Source organism: Stenotrophomonas sp. KH_036_B (genome assembly GCF_057839485.1).
This window is the reverse complement of sequence record NZ_CM174491.1, coordinates 2,021,686-2,039,546: the sequence shown is the minus strand read 5'-3', so window position 1 is coordinate 2,039,546 and position 17,861 is coordinate 2,021,686. Positions and strand designations below refer to the sequence as shown.

The 17,861-nt window shown below is 67.6% G+C and carries 17 protein-coding genes; all 17 read left to right on the top strand.

All coding sequences use genetic code 11. The annotated features are described in order from the left end of the window. The first annotated feature begins 87 nt into the window (after positions 1-87). On the top strand, positions 88-621 hold the full coding sequence (locus AC3ITN_RS09320; protein WP_313348456.1) for a flagellar basal body-associated FliL family protein: 534 nt from the start codon (positions 88-90) through the stop codon (positions 619-621). 9 nt (positions 622-630) lie between these two features. Further along, on the top strand, positions 631-1,638 hold the full coding sequence (gene fliM / locus AC3ITN_RS09315; RefSeq protein ID WP_313348458.1) for a flagellar motor switch protein FliM: 1,008 nt from the start codon (positions 631-633) through the stop codon (positions 1,636-1,638). Beyond that, the gene (gene fliN / locus AC3ITN_RS09310) at positions 1,635-1,973 is read left to right on the top strand and encodes a flagellar motor switch protein FliN (protein WP_313348460.1); all 339 of its coding nucleotides are present in this window, start codon (positions 1,635-1,637) and stop codon (positions 1,971-1,973) included. Before fliM ends, fliN begins: the two co-directional genes overlap by 4 nt. Continuing rightward, positions 1,970-2,371, top strand: coding sequence for a flagellar biosynthetic protein FliO (gene fliO, locus AC3ITN_RS09305; protein ID WP_489392751.1), 402 nt, complete (start codon positions 1,970-1,972; stop codon positions 2,369-2,371). The genes fliN and fliO overlap by 4 nt, the downstream gene beginning before the upstream one ends. A gap of 2 nt (positions 2,372-2,373) precedes the next feature. Next, positions 2,374-3,156, top strand: coding sequence for a flagellar type III secretion system pore protein FliP (gene fliP, locus AC3ITN_RS09300; protein WP_489392750.1), 783 nt, complete (start codon positions 2,374-2,376; stop codon positions 3,154-3,156). Positions 3,157-3,163: 7 nt separating this feature from the next. Beyond that, the gene (locus tag AC3ITN_RS09295) at positions 3,164-3,433 is read left to right on the top strand and encodes a flagellar biosynthetic protein FliQ (protein WP_313348465.1); all 270 of its coding nucleotides are present in this window, start codon (positions 3,164-3,166) and stop codon (positions 3,431-3,433) included. A 12-nt stretch (positions 3,434-3,445) separates the two neighbouring features. Further along, positions 3,446-4,237 (top strand): flagellar biosynthetic protein FliR, encoded by a 792-nt coding sequence (fliR, locus tag AC3ITN_RS09290; protein ID WP_313348467.1) that lies wholly within the window; start codon positions 3,446-3,448, stop codon positions 4,235-4,237. 192 nt (positions 4,238-4,429) lie between these two features. Continuing rightward, the gene (locus tag AC3ITN_RS09285; protein ID WP_489392749.1) at positions 4,430-6,571 is read left to right on the top strand and encodes a putative bifunctional diguanylate cyclase/phosphodiesterase; all 2,142 of its coding nucleotides are present in this window, start codon (positions 4,430-4,432) and stop codon (positions 6,569-6,571) included. A gap of 727 nt (positions 6,572-7,298) precedes the next feature. Beyond that, the gene (gene flhB / locus AC3ITN_RS09280) at positions 7,299-8,429 is read left to right on the top strand and encodes a flagellar biosynthesis protein FlhB (protein ID WP_489392748.1); all 1,131 of its coding nucleotides are present in this window, start codon (positions 7,299-7,301) and stop codon (positions 8,427-8,429) included. Continuing rightward, positions 8,426-10,528 carry a flagellar biosynthesis protein FlhA gene (gene flhA, locus AC3ITN_RS09275; RefSeq protein ID WP_489392747.1) on the top strand — a complete coding sequence of 701 codons (2,103 nt, stop codon included), beginning with the start codon at positions 8,426-8,428 and terminating at the stop codon, positions 10,526-10,528. Before flhB ends, flhA begins: the two co-directional genes overlap by 4 nt. A gap of 151 nt (positions 10,529-10,679) precedes the next feature. Then, complete coding sequence (locus AC3ITN_RS09270) at positions 10,680-12,599, top strand: AAA family ATPase (RefSeq protein WP_489392746.1); 1,920 nt, start codon at positions 10,680-10,682, stop codon at positions 12,597-12,599. After that, positions 12,586-13,473, top strand: a complete 888-nt coding sequence (locus AC3ITN_RS09265; RefSeq protein WP_313348473.1) for a MinD/ParA family ATP-binding protein — start codon at positions 12,586-12,588, stop codon at positions 13,471-13,473. Before AC3ITN_RS09270 ends, AC3ITN_RS09265 begins: the two co-directional genes overlap by 14 nt. Further along, positions 13,470-14,216, top strand: a complete 747-nt coding sequence (locus AC3ITN_RS09260; protein WP_313348475.1) for an RNA polymerase sigma factor FliA — start codon at positions 13,470-13,472, stop codon at positions 14,214-14,216. Before AC3ITN_RS09265 ends, AC3ITN_RS09260 begins: the two co-directional genes overlap by 4 nt. Before the next feature lie 16 nt (positions 14,217-14,232). Beyond that, on the top strand, positions 14,233-14,625 hold the full coding sequence (gene cheY, locus AC3ITN_RS09255; protein ID WP_313348476.1) for a chemotaxis response regulator CheY: 393 nt from the start codon (positions 14,233-14,235) through the stop codon (positions 14,623-14,625). Beyond that, complete coding sequence (locus tag AC3ITN_RS09250; RefSeq protein WP_313348477.1) at positions 14,625-15,242, top strand: protein phosphatase CheZ; 618 nt, start codon at positions 14,625-14,627, stop codon at positions 15,240-15,242. The genes cheY and AC3ITN_RS09250 overlap by 1 nt, the downstream gene beginning before the upstream one ends. A gap of 4 nt (positions 15,243-15,246) precedes the next feature. Then, positions 15,247-17,085, top strand: a complete 1,839-nt coding sequence (locus AC3ITN_RS09245) for a chemotaxis protein CheA (RefSeq protein ID WP_489392745.1) — start codon at positions 15,247-15,249, stop codon at positions 17,083-17,085. Between the two features lie 35 nt (positions 17,086-17,120). After that, positions 17,121-17,861 (top strand): flagellar motor protein, encoded by a 741-nt coding sequence (locus AC3ITN_RS09240; RefSeq protein ID WP_489392744.1) that lies wholly within the window; start codon positions 17,121-17,123, stop codon positions 17,859-17,861.

Genomic DNA, 17,861 nt, shown 5'->3' with positions numbered 1-17,861 from the left:
ATCCCGTCGCCTCCGCCGTCAAATTTCCGGCAACGAAGAACCGTCGCAGTTCGGCACGCCGTTTGCATGTAGCCAGGAAGCAATCCAATGGAGCTTCCCCTCGTGGCCGCAGCCGCCGATAAAACCAAGAAATCCGCCGACAAGGACAAGGCCGCCAAGCCGCGCAGCCCGCTCCTCGTCACGGCGCTCATCGCCGTGCTGGCCGCCGGCGCTGCCGGTGGCGGCGTCTGGTACTTCACCCAGTCCCACGACGAGAAGTCCCCGGCCAAGCCCGCCGCCGCCAAGTCCGCCGTGCCCGCCCCCGCCCAGTACTTCGGCCTCGAACCCCCGTTCGTCGTCAACCTCAGCAGCAGCTTCGACGGCCCGCGCTACCTCCAGGTCGAAGTGCAGCTCATGACCCGCGACCCTGCCGCACTCGAAGCCATCAAACTGCACGCCCCGGCCATCCGCGCCAAGCTGCTCATGCTGTTCTCCCAGGTCGAACCGGCCCAGATCGCCGATCGCGCCGGCAAGGAACGCCTGCAGGCCGACTCCCTGGCCGAAGTGCAGAAACTGCTCAAGGCCGAGACCGGCAGCAAGGGCGTCGACGAACTGCTGTTCACCAGCTTCGTCACCCAGTAAGGGCCTGCCATGAATGACCTGCTTTCCCAGGACGAGATCGATGCCCTGCTGCATGGCGTCGATTCCGGCGCCGTCGAAACCGACGTCGACGCCATCGCCCCCGGCGAGGCGCGCAACTACGACTTCGCCAGCCAGGACCGGATCATCCGCGGCCGCATGCCGACCCTGGAGATGGTCAACGAGCGCTTCGCCCGTCTGTGGCGCATTGGCCTGTTCAACCTGATCCGCCGCTCCGCCGAATTGTCCGTGCGCGGCATCGAGTTGATCAAGTTCAACGACTACATGCACTCCCTGTACGTCCCCACCAACCTCAACCTGATCCGCTTCAAGCCCCTGCGCGGTACCGGCCTGATCGTGTTCGAACCCACCCTCGTGTTCGCCATCGTCGACAACTTCTTCGGCGGCGACGGGCGCTACCCGACCCGCATCGAAGGCCGCGAGTTCACCGCCACCGAAATGCGCGTCATCCACCTTCTGCTCAAGCAGACCTTCGCCGACCTGCGCGAAGCCTGGGCACCGGTCATGGATGTCGAACTCGAGTACATCAACTCCGAGATCAACCCGCACTTTGCCAACATCGTGACCCCGCGCGAATACGTCGTCGTGTGCCGCCTGCATGTTGAACTCGATGGCGGTGGCGGCGACATCCACGTCACCCTGCCGTACTCCATGCTCGAACCGATCCGCGAACTGCTCGACGCCGGTATCCAGAGCGACCGCAACGACCGCGATGAAAGCTGGGGCACCATGCTGCGCGAGCAGCTGAATATCGCCGAAGTCACCCTGTCCAGCGTCCTGGCCACCAAGCGCATGAGCCTGCGCGACCTGACCAAACTCAAGATCGGCGACATCCTGCCCATCGACCTGCCGCCGCAGGTGCCCCTGTGCGTCGAGAACATTCCCGTGTTCACCGGCCAGTTCGGCGTCGCCAACGGCATGAACGCCGTCAAGATCACCGCCACCCATCCGCCGGGCAGCCGCCCGCGTGTTCCCGTAATCCAGGAAGACCCGCAATGAACGACATCGAAACCAACGAACCGGCACCGGCGCAGTTCACCACGCTGCATTCCGATGACACCAGCGGCGGTGCCGATCTGAACCTGGACGTCATCCTGGACGTGCCGGTGACCCTGTCGCTGGAAGTCGGTCGCGCCCGCCTGCCCATCCGCAACCTGCTGCAGCTCAACCAGGGCTCGGTCGTCGAGCTGGAACGTGGCGCCGGTGAATCGCTGGATGTGTTCGTCAACGGCACCCTCATCGCCCACGGCGAAGTGGTGGTCATCAACGATCGCTTCGGCGTGCGCCTGACCGACGTGGTCAGCCCGAGCGAACGGATCCGGAGACTGCGTTGATCGCCCTGGTGCTCATCGCTGCCGGCGCGCCCGCCACCAAGGTGGGCCAGCACGCCGCCGCCGCACCGAGCATGTTCGGCGCGGTGCTGGCCCTGCTGGCCGTGCTGGCCTTGATCGTCGGCCTGGGCTGGGTGCTCAAGCGCATGCCCGGCAGCGGCTTCAAACCCGCCGAAGGCCTGCGCATGGTGGCCAGCCTCAACGTGGGCGCCAAGGAACGCGTGGTCGTGGTCGACGTCAACGGCGAACAGCTGCTGCTGGGTGTCACCGCCGGCGGCATCAACACCCTGCACCGCCTGTCCGAACCGCTGCCCACCCCGGAACCGGCACGCCTGCCGGACTTCAAGAACCTCCCGAATTTCGCCCAGCTGCTGCAACAGCGGCTGCGCAAGGAACCCTGATCATGCGTGGCCCCCGAGCATCCTGGACCCGTTACCTGCCGTTGCTGCTGACCCTGCTGCTGTGCGCCCTGCCGGCGCTGGCCATGGCCGCACCCGGCCTGCCCGGTGGCACCCCGCTGCCGGACGTGAATGTCGGCAAGATCGGCGGCCAGGCAGTGAGCCTGCCGCTGCAGACCCTGCTGCTGATGACCGCGATCACCCTGATCCCGTCGATGCTGCTGGTGCTCACCGCGTTCACCCGCATCATCATCGTGCTCGGCCTGCTGCGCCAGGCGCTGGGCACCGGGCAGACCCCGTCCAACCAGGTGTTGCTCGGCCTGGCCCTGTTCCTCACCGCCATGGTGATGCTGCCGGTGTGGCAGAAGGCGTGGGGCAGCGGCATGGCGCCCTACCTCAACGGCGAGATCGACTTCCAGACCGCCTGGAGCCTCACCACCGAACCGTTGCGCGCCTTCATGCTGGCGCAGATCCGCGAAACCGACCTCATGACCTTCGCCGGCATGGCCGGGCACGGCACCTATGCCAGCCCCGATGCGATTCCGTTCCCGGTGCTGGTCGCCTCGTTCGTCACCAGCGAACTGAAGACCGCCTTCGAGATCGGCTTCCTCATCTTCATTCCATTCGTGATCATCGACCTGGTCGTGGCCAGCGTGCTGATGTCGATGGGCATGATGATGCTCTCGCCCATGCTGGTCTCCGCGCCGTTCAAGATCCTGCTGTTCGTGCTGGTCGACGGCTGGGTGCTGGTGGTCGGCACCCTCGCCGCCAGCTTCAACGCGGTCTGAGGCGCACATGACCCCCGAACTTGCCCTCACTGAACTGCGCGGTGGCCTGATCACCGTGCTCTGGATCGCCGGCCCGCTGCTGCTGACCGTGCTGATTGTCGGCGTGGTCGTCGGCGTGGTCCAGGCCGCCACCCAGCTCAACGAACCCACCATCGCATTCGTTGCCAAGGCGGCGGCATTGACCGCCGTCCTGTTCGCACTGGGCAGCCTGTTGATCGGCCATCTGGTCGAGTACACCACGCTGCTGTTCCAGCGCATTCCACACCTGATCGGTTAGCGGACGGCCGCGATGGATTCCGCAACCCAGATGGCCGCCGACGGGCTCAACGCCTTCGGCATGATCGGCACCGTGCTGTGGACCATGCTGCGCATCGGCGCCATGATCATGGCGATGCCGTTGGTCGGCAGCCGTGCCGTGCCCGCGCGCGTGCGGGTCATGCTGTCGGGCGCGCTGGCCATCGCGCTCTCGCCGATGCTGCCGCCGGTGCCGGCCTGGACCGGCTTCGACGCGGCCACCGTGCTGAGCATCGCGCGTGAGCTGGCGATCGGCATTTCCATCGGCTTCCTGCTGCGGCTCGTCTTCGAAGCAGGCGCGATGGCGGGCGAACTGGTTTCGCAGGGCACCGGCCTTGCGTTCGCGCAGATGAGCGACCCGATGCGTGGCGGCACCTCCGGTGTGATCGGCCAGTGGTTCTACCTGTTGTTCGGCCTGCTGTTCTTCACCGCCAACGGCCACCTCGCGCTGATCTCGTTGCTGATGGACAGCTACAAGGCCGTGCCCATCGGTGCTTCGTTGCCCGACATCGATGCATTTCTCAGTGCCGCGCCAACCTTCGTGCTGCAGGTCTTCCGCGGTGCGCTCACCCTGGCGCTGCCGCTGACCGTCGCCATGCTCGCGGTGAATCTTGCCTTCGGCGTGCTCGCCCGCGCCGCACCCGCGCTCAATCCCATCCAGCTCGGGCTGCCGGTCGCACTGCTGCTCGGCATGTTCCTGCTCACCGTACTGGCCGGCGAGATGGGTCCGCCGGTACAGCGCATGTTCGACGCCGCGTTCCAGGCCGCCGACGGTGTGACCCACTAGGCAGTACGCCACCGCATTGTCACGTCGCGGAATTTGCCTACGGAATTTTGGCCAATTGGGCCTTGCGTTCCCCCAGGGGAATGGGCGTAGATTTGCGCAGGCAGCGGGGGGCCACTGCCTGTAGCGAGGCGGAATTCGAAAGCATCGCCACCCATATCTTTCGATTGCAGATCTGACCAGGGAGAGTCATTGATGCTCATCGGCAGCTACACACCGTGGTTGGTCGTGGTTTCGCTGCTGGTCGCCATGCTTGCGTCATTCACGGCGCTCGACATGGCCAATCGAGTCACCACCGCGGCCACGCCGCGGCTGAGCCTGTTCTGGCTGCTCGGCGGCGGCTGCGCCATGGGGCTGGGCATCTGGTCCATGCACTTCATCGGCATGCTGGCCTTCCGGCTTCCCATCCCATTGGGCTACGACCTGGGCTGGACCACGGTGTCACTGCTGTCGGCCATGGCCTCGTCGGTGTTCGCGCTGTGGCTGGTGTCGCGCCCCACCCTCCCGCACTCACGGCTGGCGCTCGGCGCCCTGCTCATGGGCAGCGGCATCGCGGCGATGCATTACCTCGGCATGGCGGCCATGCGCATGCAGCCGGGCATCGACTACCACCCCGGCTGGTTCACGCTGTCGCTCCTGATCGCCCTGGCCGCGTCGTGGGTGGCACTGTTCGTCGCCTTCCGCCTCCGCCACAGTGGCCATCGCCTGCGCCACCGCGTGCTTCCCGCCGCCGTCCTCGGCACCGCCATCGTCGGCATGCACTACACCGGCATGGCCGCCGCGCGCTTCCCGGAGGGCAGCATCTGTGGCGCCGCCGCCGGCACCGGCCTGCAGACCCAATGGCTGGCCGCCATCGTCATGGTGCTCACCATCGCCATCCTTGCGGTGGTGCTGCTGGTGTCCTGGCTCGACCAGCGCATGCAGGCGCAGCTGCTGCGCCTGCGCAACCAGCGCCTGCGCAGTTCGCTGGAAGACGCCTATGCGGAACTGAGCCAGGCCGCGCTGCACGATCCGTTGACCCACCTGCCCAACCGCCTGCTGCTGCAACAGCATATCGAGCACGCACTGGTCGATGCCGAGCAGCGCGGCGGCCGCTTCGCGCTGATGTTCATGGACCTGGACGGCTTCAAGCAGGTCAACGACGCCTATGGCCACCAGACCGGCGACGCGCTGCTGGTCGCCGTGGCCGAGCGCACCCGCAAGCTGCTGCGGCCGAACGACGTGCTGGCGCGGCTGGGCGGCGACGAGTTCGTGATGGTGGTGCCCATGGAGACGGATGAGGACCTGGCCACCCTGGCCAGCCGCATCCTGCAGGCGGTGGGCACCGGCACCCTGGTGCCGGGCCACGAGTTGCAGGTCACCGCCAGCATCGGCATTGCGATCTGTCCCGACCACGCCGCCACCGAGCGCCAGCTGATGAGCAACGCGGACGCGGCGATGTACCAGGCCAAGGAAGCGGGCCGCAACGCGTTCGTCGTGTTCGCCGAGTGGATGAACGACAGCGCCGAGCAGCAGTTCAGGCTCCTGGCCGACCTGCGCCGCGCCATCGGCACCCCGCAACTGTTCCTGCACTACCAGCCGAAAGTCCGCGTCAGCAGCCACAAGGTCTGTGGCGCCGAGGCCCTGATCCGCTGGCGTCACCCCGAACAGGGGCTGATACCACCGGACCGCTTCATCCGCCTGGCCGAACGCAGCGGCGTCATCAACGAAATCGGGCGCTGGGCGCTGGACGAAGCCTGCCGCCAGCTGCGCCTCTGGCACGACGCGGGCCACGACAGCTGGACCGTCTCGGTGAACCTCTCACCGATCCAGTTCGGCTCCCCGCACCTGCTCCAGGAAGTGCGCGACGTACTGCAGGCGCACCGCATCGAGCCGCGCCGGCTGGTGCTGGAGATCACGGAAAGCACGGTCATGCGCGACACCGACGCCAGCCTGCACCTGCTGCAATCGCTGGCCCGGCTGGGCGTGGGCATTTCGATCGATGACTTCGGCACCGGCTATTCCAGCCTGCTCTACCTCAAGCGCCTGCCCGCCACGGAGATCAAGATCGACCACGCCTTCGTGCACGATCTTGAAAACAGTTCGGAAGACGTGGTGATCGTGTCGGCCATCGTCGCCCTGGGCCATGCGCTGGACATGGACATCGTCGCCGAAGGCGTGGAAACCGCCAGCCAGCGCTCGTATCTGGAGCGGCTTGGCTGCGACTACCTGCAGGGCTATCTGCTCGGCCACCCGGTTGATCCGCAGCGGTTCATGCAGCTGCATGACCATCCGCGTCCCCGCGCGGTGGTGGCCGAGCCGTTCAAGGCCATCGAAGGCGGCCATTTCCTGGATTGAGTGCACGACCGCCGCGCTGCGCGCGGTTGCCACGCAGGGCGTGGCACTACGTGTCCGTGCAGAGCCACGCCCTGCGTGGCTGCACTTCGTTCCGGGGTCATGAACGCCTGATGGGTGGCTTCGGTGGGTCTAAACGCCGGTTGCATGGTCGAGACCGGTATTGGATGGGCTTCGGGGACTTGTGCCGCGCTGCGCGCGGTTGCCACGCAGGGCGTGGCACTACGTGTCCGTGCACAGGATCATCCCGTAGAGCCACGCCCTGCGTGGCTGCACTTCGTTCCGGGGTCATGAAGACCTGACGGGTGGCTTCGGTGGGTCTAAACGCCGGTTGCATGGTCGGGACCGGTATTGGATGGGCTTCGGGGACTTGTGCCGCGCTGCGCGCGGTTGCCACGCAGGGCGTGGCACTACGTGTCCGTGCACAGGATCATCCCGTAGAGCCACGCCCTGCGTGGCTGCACTTCGTTCCGGGGTCATGAACGCCTGACGGGTGGCTTCGGTGGGTCTAAACGCCGGTTGCATGGTCGGGACCGGTATTGGATGGGCTTCGGGGACTTGTGCCGCGCTGCGCGCGGCTGCCACGCAGGGCGTGGCACTACGTCCGTGCACAGCAGCATTCCGTAGAGCCACGCCCTGCGTGGCTGCGCGCGCTTCCGCACCGGCAAGGCCTGCCGTCATGGAACAGTTCTTGCACCACCCCGGGTAATCCCCCCCGGTGCCCTGCCCGATGTCCGACGAAGAACAAGCCGGCGAAAAAACCGAACAACCTACCGAAAAACGCCTGCGCGATGCCCGTGAACAGGGCAACATCCCGCGCTCGCGTGAGCTGGCCACGGCCGCCGTGTTCGGGGCGTCGGTGCTGGCGCTGATGGCGTTTTCCGGGGGGATCGCCAGCAGCAGCAAGGCGTGGATGAAGATGGCACTGAGCCCGGAGCCGGGCCTGCGTGCTGAACCGCTGGGTTTGTTCAACCACTTCGGGCACCTGTTCCTGCAGCTGATGCTGGCCCTGTGGCCGCTGCTGCTGATCTGCCTGCTGGCCAGTTTCCTGGCGCCGGTGGCCATGGGCGGGCTGCGCTGGTCCAACAAGTCGCTGATGCCCCAGTTCAACCGCCTCAGCCCCATGGCCGGCATGAAGCGCCTCTACGGCGCCGAAGCCATTGCCGAGTTCACCAAGTCGTTGCTGCGCATCCTGTTTGTCGGCGCCGCCGCCGGGCTGGTGGTCTGGCACGGCATCCGGCCGCTGCGCGACCTGATCCACCAGCCGCTGGAGGCCGCCATGGTCAACGGCCTGGGCTTCACCCTGAAGCTGATGCTGGCCACCGGCGGCGCCATGATGCTGCTGGCCGCCATCGACGCGCCGTACCAGCGCTGGAACTGGATGCGCAAGCTGAAGATGACCCGCGAGGAGCTGCGCCGGGAAATGAAGGAAAGCGAGGGCAGCCCCGAGGTGAAGGGCCGCATCCGCCAGCTGCAGCAGCAGATGTCCAACCGCCGGATGATGGAGGCGGTGCCCACCGCCGACGTGGTCGTGGTCAACCCGACCCACTACGCCGTGGCCCTGAAGTACGACGGCGGCAAGATGGGCGCCCCCACCGTGGTGGCCCTGGGCGTGGACGAAACCGCCCTGCGCATCCGTGAAGTGGCCGACGGCAACAAGATCGCCATCGTCTCGGCGCCGCCTTTGGCACGCGCCTTGTATCGGGAAGGTCAACTTGGAAAGGAAATTCCCGTGAGACTGTATTCGGCCGTTGCCCAGGTCCTGTCCTACGTCTACCAGCTGCGCACCTGGCGGGGTGGGCCGATGCCCGCTGCCCCCAGCATCGACGTGGATGAACACGGCAAGGGAGGCCGCCCATGAGCGCCCAGCCCGCTGGAATGAACACCCGCCGCGCCCTGGACATGATCCGCAACGGCCTGGGCGCCCCGCTGATCGTGCTGGCCCTGCTGGCGATGGTGGTGGTGCCGCTGGCCGCCCCGGTGCTGGATGCCCTGTTCACCTTCAACATCGCCATCTCGCTGATGGTGCTGCTGGCGGTGGTCTACGTGAAGCGCCCGCTGGACTTCACCATCTTCCCCATCGTGCTGCTGATCACCACCATGCTGCGGCTGGCGCTGAACGTCGCCTCCACGCGCGTGATCCTGCTCAACGGCCAGAACGGCCACGAGGCGGCCGGCAAGGTGATCGCCGCGTTCGGCGAGTTCGTGATCGGCGGCAACTACGCCGTCGGCATCGTGGTCTTCGCCATCCTGACCATCATCAATTTCGTGGTCATCACCAAGGGCGCCGGCCGCGTGTCCGAAGTGACCGCGCGCTTCATCCTCGACGCCATGCCCGGCAAGCAGATGGCCATCGATGCCGACCTCAACGCCGGTTTGCTGACGCGCGAGGAGGCCAAGCTGCGCCGTGAGGAGGTCCGCGAGGAAGCCGACTTCTACGGCGCGATGGACGGTGCCAGCAAGTTCATCCGCGGCGATGCCATCGCCGGCATCCTCATTCTGTTCATCAACATGATCGGCGGCCTGGCCGTGGGCGTGCTCCAGCACGGCATGCCGTTCGGCGAAGCCGCTGCCACCTACACCCTGCTGTCCATTGGTGATGGCCTGGTGGCGCAGCTGCCCGCGCTGCTGGTGTCGTCGGCGGTGGCCATGCTGGTCACCCGCGCCTCGCGGTCGCAGGACATGGCCCAGGCCATGATGGGCCAGGTGTTCGGCCAGTACCGCGCGCTGTCCATTGCTGCTGGCATCCTGATCCTGGTCGGCCTGGTGCCGGGCATGCCCAACGTCGCCTTCTTGACGCTTGGCGGCATCCTGGCCTTCATCGCCTGGAAGCTGTGGAAGAAGAGCGTGGCCGCACAGCGTGCCGCCGAGGCCCCGGCCGCCGGGCCGACCACCGCCCTGGGCCTGCCCGGCGGCGCACCCTCGCCCACCGCCGAACTGACCTGGGACGAACTGCGCCCCGTCGATCCGCTGGGCCTGGAAGTTGGCTACCGGCTGATCCCGCTGGTGGACAAGAACCAGGGCGGCGAGCTGATGGCCCGCATCAAGGGCGTGCGCCGCAAGCTCACCCATGACATCGGCTTCCTGATTCCGTCGGTGCACATCCGCGACAACCTGGAACTTGCCGCCACCGCTTATCGCCTGCTGATCCATGGCGTGCCGGTGGCCACCGCCGAGATCCACCCCGACCGCGAACTGGCGCTGGACCCGGGCAGCGCGCTCGGCGCGCTGGAAGGCATCGCCGGCAAGGACCCCGCCTTCGGCCTGGACGCCACCTGGATCCAGCCGCACCAGCGCGCCCACGCCGAATCGATGGGCTACACCGTGGTCGACCCGGCCACCGTGGTGGCCACCCACCTGTCGCACCTGATCCGCGAACACGCCCCGGAACTGCTCGGCCACGAGGAAGTGCAGCAGCTGCTGGCCAACCTGGCCAAGAGCGCGCCGAAGCTGGTCGAAGACCTCACCCCGAAGGCGCTGCCGCTGTCGGTGGTGGTACGGGTGCTGCAGAACCTGCTGATCGAACGCATCCCGGTGCGCCAGCTGCGCAAGATCGCCGAGTCGCTGGTCGAGAACGCCCCGATGAGCCAGGACCCGAGCGTGCTGACCGCCGCCGTGCGCAATGCGCTGGGCCGTTTCATCGTGCAGGAGATCGCCGGAATGTCGCCGGAGCTGCCGGTGTTCACGCTCAACCCGCAATTGGAACGTGTCTTGCAAGAGTCTACTCAGGGCAACGGCGCAGCGCTGGAACCCGGACTCGCCGAGCGACTGCACCAGAGCCTGGCCGAATGTGTCGGCAAGCAGGAAGCGAAGAACGAGCCCGCGGTGGTGTTGGTGCCCGGTCCGGTACGTGCCGCGCTGGCACGGCTGGTACGGCACAGCGTCCCCTCGCTGTCGGTACTTGCCTACAGCGAGGTGCCTGAGGACAAGCGGTTGAAGCTGGTCGGCACGATCAGCTGAGCCGGAACTCCGACAGCAACGCGTCAGAAAACAGACACCCCCATTTCGATATCACCGCAGCAGGACACAAAGGGAAACCCGGACCGTGCAGACCACCGACAACCAGCGCTTCCCTTCGACCGCCCAGCCGCCCCAGTCCCGGTACCACAGCATGAAAATCAAACGCTTCGTCGCTCCCGATATGCGCTCGGCCATGAACCTGGTGCGCAAGGAACACGGTCCGGATGCCGTGATCCTGTCCAATCGCCGGATCGAGGAAGGCGTCGAAATCGTGGCGGCCGCGAACTATGACGAAGGCGCCGTGCAGCGTGCACTGGAAGCGGCCCGCAAGGATGTCGCCCCGCCGCCGCCGGCCCCGCGTCCGCGCAATGCCGCCGATGCCGTGATTGCCGCCGTGACCCGCCGCAAGGCCCCGTTGGCCGCACCGGAACCGGTCGCCGCTACCACCTCTGCGGTGGCCGCCCTGGCCCGCGCCGCCGTCGGCGCGACCGGTCGCACCCTGGACAGCGCCAACGAAATCGTGCCGCCGCCGGGCAGCAGTGGCTTCGCCGCCACCCTGGCCCGCGCCAACGTACAGCCCGCCTCCCGGGCCGACGTACTGCCGGAACAGATCTTCGCCCCGTTCAATGTGGAACAGGCTGCTGCCGCCGAACGCGCTGCTGCCCACGCCACCCATGACGTCGCCGGGATGCCGGCTGCGATCCAGGCACCGGTCCGTGCCGCCGCGCCGGCCGCGCCCAACCGCGCCCGCTTCATCATCGACCCGCCGATGGACGAGGCGCCGCTGTTCGAAATGCATGCCCCGCTCAGCCGCGCCACGGTGCCGCCGCAGATTCCGCAGATCCCGCAGATGCCGTCCCAACAGATGCAGCGCGCCCCCGCCCTCGTCCCGGCCGCGCCGCTGTGGGAGACCGTGCCGGTGGTACCGGCGCCGGTCTCGCCGATGCTGCAGATCGACGACTCGGCCGTGTTCACGCCGGTCGCGCCGATCGCCAGCGTTGAGGCGGCTGCACCCGCCGCACCGGCTGCCCCGATCGCCCCGCCGGCCCTGCCGGAGATGCAGGCCGCCAACGAACCCGCACCGGTCGCCGAGGTCGTCGCCGTCGCCGTGGTGGCCGCTGCCCCGGCCCCTGTTGCCGCGCCGCTGACCGTGGTGGCCCGCGACGACGAGGACCTGCGCCAGCTGCGCAATGAAGTGGCCGGCATGCGCCACATCATCGAACGCGAGATGACCCGCTTCACCGACGAGCGCCTGCGCGGCTCGGCCGTACGCGCCGCCGCGCTGGACCTGATGGACGAATACGGCTTCGATGCCGGCATCAGCCGCGATGTGGCCCTGCAGATTCCGCTGGACACCGAAGCCCACCGCGGCCGCGGCCTGATGCTGGGCCTGCTGTCCAAGAAGCTGCCGATCGCCCCGGTGGACCCGCTGGAGGCCGGCGGCGTGATCGCCCTGGTCGGCCCGACCGGCGCCGGCAAGACCACCACGATTGCCAAGCTGGCCTCGCGCTTTGCCGAAGCCCATGCCGCACGTGACGTGGCCCTGGTCACCACCGACACCGGCCGCATCGGCGCCCGCGAGCAGCTGTATGGCTTCGGCCGCCAGCTCGGCATCGCCGTGCATGAGGCCAACAGCGGCAGCGACCTGACCCAGCTGCTGGAACGCCTGAAGGACTACAAGCTGGTGCTGATCGACACCGCCGGCCTGGGCCCGCGCGACCGCGCCCTGGCCGCCCAGCTGCAGTGGCTGCGCGCCGCCCCGCAGATCCGCACCCTGCTGGTGCTGCCGGCCAACACCAGTTTCGGCGACATGGACGAGGTGGTCCGCCGCTTCAGCGCCGCCAACCCCCAGGGCGTGGTGCTCAGCAAGCTGGACGAAACCGGCCGCTTCGGCACCGCCCTGTCGGTGGCCGTCGACCACCGCCTGCCGATCACCTGGGTGACCGATGGCCAGGACGTTCCCGAAGACCTGCACCGGGCCAGTGCAGCCAATCTTGTACTTCGCCTTGAAGATTTGCGCCGCGCGGCCGATATGCCCTGCAACCCGGAGTTGAACCATGCCGTCGCGTGAGTATGCCAATCTGACCAAGACCTTCCCGCTGTCGGCCACGCGTAGTGCGCCGCTGGGCCCGGTCCGTACCATCGCCGTCACCGGCGGCAAGGGCGGCGTGGGCAAGACCAACGTGTCGGCCAACCTGGCCGTGGCGCTCGCCGACATGGGCAAGCGCACGCTGCTGCTGGACGCCGACCTGGGCCTGGCCAACATCGACGTGATCCTGGGCCTGCAGCCCAAGCTGACCCTGGCCGACCTGGTCGCCGGTCGCTGCACCCTGGACGAGGTGATCCTGGAAGGCCCCGGCGGCGTGCTGGTGGTGCCGGCCGCGTCCGGTCGCCGGCACATGGCCGAACTGCAGCCGGCCGAGCACGTGGGCCTGGTCAACGTGTTCTCCGAACTGGAACGCGATCTGGACTTCATGGTGGTCGATACCGCCGCCGGCATCACCGACGGCGTGCTGACCTTCTGCCAGGCCGCCCAGGACACCGTGGTGGTGGTCTGCGACGAGCCGGCGTCCATCACCGACGCCTACGCGCTGATCAAGGTGCTGTCGCGCGAACGCGGCGTGGACCGCATCCAGGTCGTGGCCAACATGGTGCGCGACCCCAACGAAGGCCGTGTGCTGTACGAAAAGCTCAGCCGGGTCTGCGACAAGTTCCTGGCGGATGTCTCGCTGAACTACCTGGGCTGCGTGCCGCAGGACGACTGGCTGCGCCTGTCGGTGCAGCGCCAGCAGCCGGTGGTGAAGGCCTACCCGTCCAGCCCGGCCGCGCAGGCGATCACCGAGATCGCCCGCCGCACCGCCCGCTGGCAGGCACCGACCGAGCCGCGCGGCGGCGTCGAGTTCTTCCTGGAACGTATCCTCAAGCAACGCGGGGTGACCGCATGAAAGGCGCCGCACAATACAAAGAGGTCCAGCGCGCTGCGGCCAACGAGTGCATTGCCCAGCACTCGGACCTGGTCCGGCGCATCGCCCACCACCTGGCCGCGCGCCTGCCGGCCAGCGTCGAAGTGGACGACCTGATCCAGGCCGGCATGATGGGCCTGATCGAGGCCTCGCGCAGTTACGACGCCGACCAGGGCGCCTCGTTCGAAACCTATGCCTCGATCCGCATCCGCGGCTCGATGATCGACGAGATCCGCCGTGGCGACTGGGTGCCGCGTTCGGTGCACCGCCGTGCCCGCGACGCCGCGTCCACCATCCGCCGCCTGGAGCAGAGTACCGGCCGCGCCGCCAGCGCCACCGAAGTGGCCGCGGCGATGGACATGCCCCTGCCCGACTACCTGCGCCTGATGGAAGACGCCTCGCGCGGCCAGGTGCTGAGCCTGGAATCACGGATTGAAGACCAGGGCGAACTGGACACCGTTGCCCAGGGCGGCCCGACCCCGCAGCAGGTCCTGGAACGCGGCGAGTTCGGGCGCGAACTGGGCAATGCCATCGGCCTGCTGCCCGAGCGCGAACAGCTGGTGCTGTCGCTGTACTACGAGCAGGAGCTGAACCTGAAAGAGATCGGCGCGGTGCTCGGCGTCAGCGAGTCACGCGTCTGCCAGATCCACGGCCAGGCAGTGCTGCGCCTGCGTGGCCGATTGAAGATCTTCGAGGCGGCCGACGCCGGCCTTGAAAACACTTGATACCGAGGAAAGTGCTTTGAACAAGAACATGCGTATCCTGATCGTCGACGACTTCTCGACCATGCGTCGTATCGTCAAGAACCTGCTGGGCGATCTGGGCTTCACCAATACGGCCGAAGCCGAGGACGGGCATGCCGCGCTGGCCCTGCTGCAGAGCCAGGCGTTCGATTTCGTGGTCACCGACTGGAACATGCCGGTCATGACCGGTATCGACCTGCTCAAGGCGATCCGCGCCGATGCCAAGCTCAAGACGCTGCCGGTGCTGATGGTGACCGCCGAAGCCAAGCGCGAGCAGATCATCGAAGCCGCCCAGTCCGGCGTGAACGGCTACATCATCAAGCCGTTCACCGCAGCGACCCTGGAAGAAAAGCTCGGCAAGATCTTCGAGCGTCTGGCGGCGAGCGCCTGATGGAAAGCCTTCGCGACAAGTCCGCGCTGGTGCAGCGCCTGCAGGATGCCCTGGCCGCGCTGGAAAGCGGTGACGAGGCCGGTTGGCGCCGGGAAATCGACGCCCTGGCCGCCGTGCGCACCCAGCCGATGATGGCCGGCCTGAACCGGCTTGCCCGCGAGCTGGGCCAGGCCCTGGGCGAGCTGCCCACCCTGCCCAGCGAGGCCGGTGAGCTGGACGACGCCTGCGCGCGCCTGGACCACGTGGTGGCGATGACCGAACAGGCCACCCACCGCACCCTGGACCTCGCCGAGGAATGCCGGGCATTGACCGAACAGCTGCGCGCCAACGGGCTGAGCCCGGACCAGGACCAGCAGCTGGACCGGATCCGCCACAACCTCACCGAAATCGCGCTGACCCAGAGCTACCAGGATCTCACCGGGCAGATCATCCGCCGCGTGGTGGGGATCGTGCGGCGCGTGCACGAAGGGTTCGGCGCGCTCGGCCTGCCGCCGCCGCAGGACGACACCGCCAACAAGCGCGACAACGGCCTGGCCGGCCCGGCCGTGACCGGGCTGGACCGCCACCAGGTATCGCAGGTGGATGCCGACGACCTGCTTTCAGATTTGGGGCTTTGAAACCATGAGTGCTGTTCCAGACGACATTGCCGCAGACTTCATCCTCGAGGCCCAGGAGATCCTGGATCGCCTCGGCGAACAGCTGGTGTCGCTGGAGCAGTCGCCCCAGGACAGCGACCAGCTCAACGCCGTCTTCCGTGGCTTCCATACGCTCAAGGGCGGTGCCGGCTTCCTCGGCATCCAGGCCATGGTCGAGCTCTGCCACGCCGCTGAGGAAACCCTCGGCATGGCACGTTCCGGCCAGGCCACGCTGCAGGCGCATCACTTCGATGCCGGCCAGCAATCGCTGGATTACCTGCAGTCGATGCTTGATTCGGTGGCTGCCGGCACCGAGCCGGGCTATGCCCCGCCGGAACTGATCGCGCAGTTCGACGTCAATGCTCCGGCCACGCCGGTTCCAGTAGCCGCGGCGGCCGGTGCGAGCAGCGGCGAGCTGATCAGCGACGACGAGTTCGAAGCCCTGCTCGACCAGCTGCATGGCGGTGCGGCACCCACCGCCGTGACGCCCACGAAACGCGCCGATGACGGCATGATCGGCGAAGACGAATTCGAGGCGCTGCTCGACCAGCTGCATGGCGGCGCCGCCCCGGGCAGCCACGCAGCCGTCGCGCCGGCACCCGTGGCCGCACCACCGCGCGCAGTGGCCGCCCCGGCCCCGGCCAAGCCGGCCGCCAACAAGCCGGTGGCCGAAGCCGAACACACCGTGCGCGTGGACACCAAGCGCCTGGATGCCATCGTCAACCTGATCGGCGAACTGGTGCTGTCGCGCAACCGGCTCAAGACCCTGCGCGCGCGCCTGCACGACGAAGAACTCGACCGCGCCGTCTCCACCCTGGACATCGCCACCGCCCGCCTGCAATCGGCGGTCATGCGCACCCGCATGCAGCCGGTGGGCAAGGTGTTCTCGCGCTTCCCCAAGGTGGCCCGCGACGTCGCGCGCAACCTCAAGAAGGAAGTGGAGCTGGAGCTGATCGGCGCCGAGACCGAACTGGACCGCAACCTGGTCGAGGCATTGGCCGATCCGCTGGTGCACCTGGTGCGCAACGCGATCGACCACGGCATTGAAATGCCCGAGCTGCGCGAAGCGCAAGGCAAGACCCGCAGCGGCAACGTCCGCCTGTCGGCACAGCAGGAAGGCGACTACGTCAGCATTGAAGTGCAGGACGACGGCGCCGGCATCGATCCGGAACGGCTCCGTGCGAAGGCGCGCGAGAAGGGCCTGATCGATCCCGAAGCCGCCGCCCGCCTGACCAGCGAAGAGTGCCTGCACCTGGTGTTCCTGCCGGGCTTCTCGACCAAGCAGGAAGTCACCGACATCTCCGGCCGCGGCGTGGGCATGGACGTGGTGCAGTCGCGTATCCGCGAACTCAGCGGCCAGATCCAGATCCAGTCCGAACTGGGCCGTGGCAGCCGCTTCATGATCCGCGTGCCGCTGACCCTGGCGATCCTGCCCACCCTGCTGGTCCAGGCCGGCGAAGATGTCTACGCCCTGCCCCTGGCGCGCGTGATGGAGGTGCTGCACGCCCCCAACTCCTCGCTGGGCTGGTTCGACGGGCGCGCCGTGCTGGACCGCAAGTCCCACACCCTGCCGCTGGTGGACCTGCGCCACTGGCTGGCGGTGGAACCGGTGGCCTCGCCGCTGCTCACCATCGTCGTGCTGCAGGCCGGGGAAGCACGCTTCGGCCTGGTCGTGGACCAGGTGCGCGGCCGCGAGGAAGTGGTGATCAAGCCCCTGCCCAAGGCGCTGCGCGGCCTGCGCGGCTACGCCGGCGCCACCCTGATCGGTGACGGCCGCATGTCGCTGATCCTCGACGTGGACGGCCTGCGCACCCCGCACGATTGATTCAAGTCCCCCACACGCAAGCCGATAACGGACAAATGGACAGACTCAGCCTCATTGGACTTTTCCTCGCCCTGGCCTCGCTGGTCGGCGGCAGCATCCTCAAGGGTGCCGGGCTGGCGTCGCTGTGGTCCCCCGCCGCATTCGTGATCGTCATTGTCGGCACCCTGGCCGCGATCCTGCTGCACACCTCGCCGGCCGTGTTCAAGCACGCCTTCAAGATCGTCAGCTGGGTGGTGCGCCCGCCGAGCAGCGACCGCGCCGAACTGATCCGCCAGATCGTGGAATGGAGCAACATCGCGCGCCGCCAGGGCCTGCTGGGCCTGGAAGCACAGGTGGACGCACAGGACGACCCGTTCCTGCGCAAGGGCCTGCAGCTGCTGGTGGATGGCGTGGAGCCGGAAACCATCCGCCACATGATGGAAATCGAACTGAGCAGCCAGGAGAGCCAGGACCTGGCCGCCTCCAAGGTGTTCGAGGGCATGGGCATCTACGCCCCCACCCTGGGCATCATCGGCGCGGTGCTGGGCCTGATCGCCGTGATGAAGAACCTCGCCGACCCAAGCAAGCTCGGCCACGGCATCGCCGCCGCGTTCACCGCCACCATCTACGGCATCGCCTCGGCCAACCTGCTGTTCCTGCCGGTCTCGGCCAAGCTCAAGAGCGTGATCCACCACAACAGCCGCGACCGCGAGATGATCATCGAAGGCCTGATCTCGATCGCCCAGGGTGAGAACCCGCGCAACATCGAAACCAACCTGTCCGGGTTCCTGCACTGA

Coding starts and splice junctions, on each gene's coding strand:
- AC3ITN_RS09320 (WP_313348456.1), top strand. CDS start 88: ATGGAGCTTCCCCTCGTGGCCGCAGCCGCCGATAAAACCAAGAAATCC.
- fliM (WP_313348458.1), top strand. CDS start 631: ATGAATGACCTGCTTTCCCAGGACGAGATCGATGCCCTGCTGCATGGC.
- fliN (WP_313348460.1), top strand. CDS start 1,635: ATGAACGACATCGAAACCAACGAACCGGCACCGGCGCAGTTCACCACG.
- fliP (WP_489392750.1), top strand. CDS start 2,374: ATGCGTGGCCCCCGAGCATCCTGGACCCGTTACCTGCCGTTGCTGCTG.
- AC3ITN_RS09295 (WP_313348465.1), top strand. CDS start 3,164: ATGACCCCCGAACTTGCCCTCACTGAACTGCGCGGTGGCCTGATCACC.
- fliR (WP_313348467.1), top strand. CDS start 3,446: ATGGATTCCGCAACCCAGATGGCCGCCGACGGGCTCAACGCCTTCGGC.
- AC3ITN_RS09285 (WP_489392749.1), top strand. CDS start 4,430: ATGCTCATCGGCAGCTACACACCGTGGTTGGTCGTGGTTTCGCTGCTG.
- flhB (WP_489392748.1), top strand. CDS start 7,299: ATGTCCGACGAAGAACAAGCCGGCGAAAAAACCGAACAACCTACCGAA.
- flhA (WP_489392747.1), top strand. CDS start 8,426: ATGAGCGCCCAGCCCGCTGGAATGAACACCCGCCGCGCCCTGGACATG.
- AC3ITN_RS09270 (WP_489392746.1), top strand. CDS start 10,680: ATGAAAATCAAACGCTTCGTCGCTCCCGATATGCGCTCGGCCATGAAC.
- AC3ITN_RS09265 (WP_313348473.1), top strand. CDS start 12,586: ATGCCGTCGCGTGAGTATGCCAATCTGACCAAGACCTTCCCGCTGTCG.
- AC3ITN_RS09260 (WP_313348475.1), top strand. CDS start 13,470: ATGAAAGGCGCCGCACAATACAAAGAGGTCCAGCGCGCTGCGGCCAAC.
- AC3ITN_RS09250 (WP_313348477.1), top strand. CDS start 14,625: ATGGAAAGCCTTCGCGACAAGTCCGCGCTGGTGCAGCGCCTGCAGGAT.
- AC3ITN_RS09245 (WP_489392745.1), top strand. CDS start 15,247: ATGAGTGCTGTTCCAGACGACATTGCCGCAGACTTCATCCTCGAGGCC.
- AC3ITN_RS09240 (WP_489392744.1), top strand. CDS start 17,121: ATGGACAGACTCAGCCTCATTGGACTTTTCCTCGCCCTGGCCTCGCTG.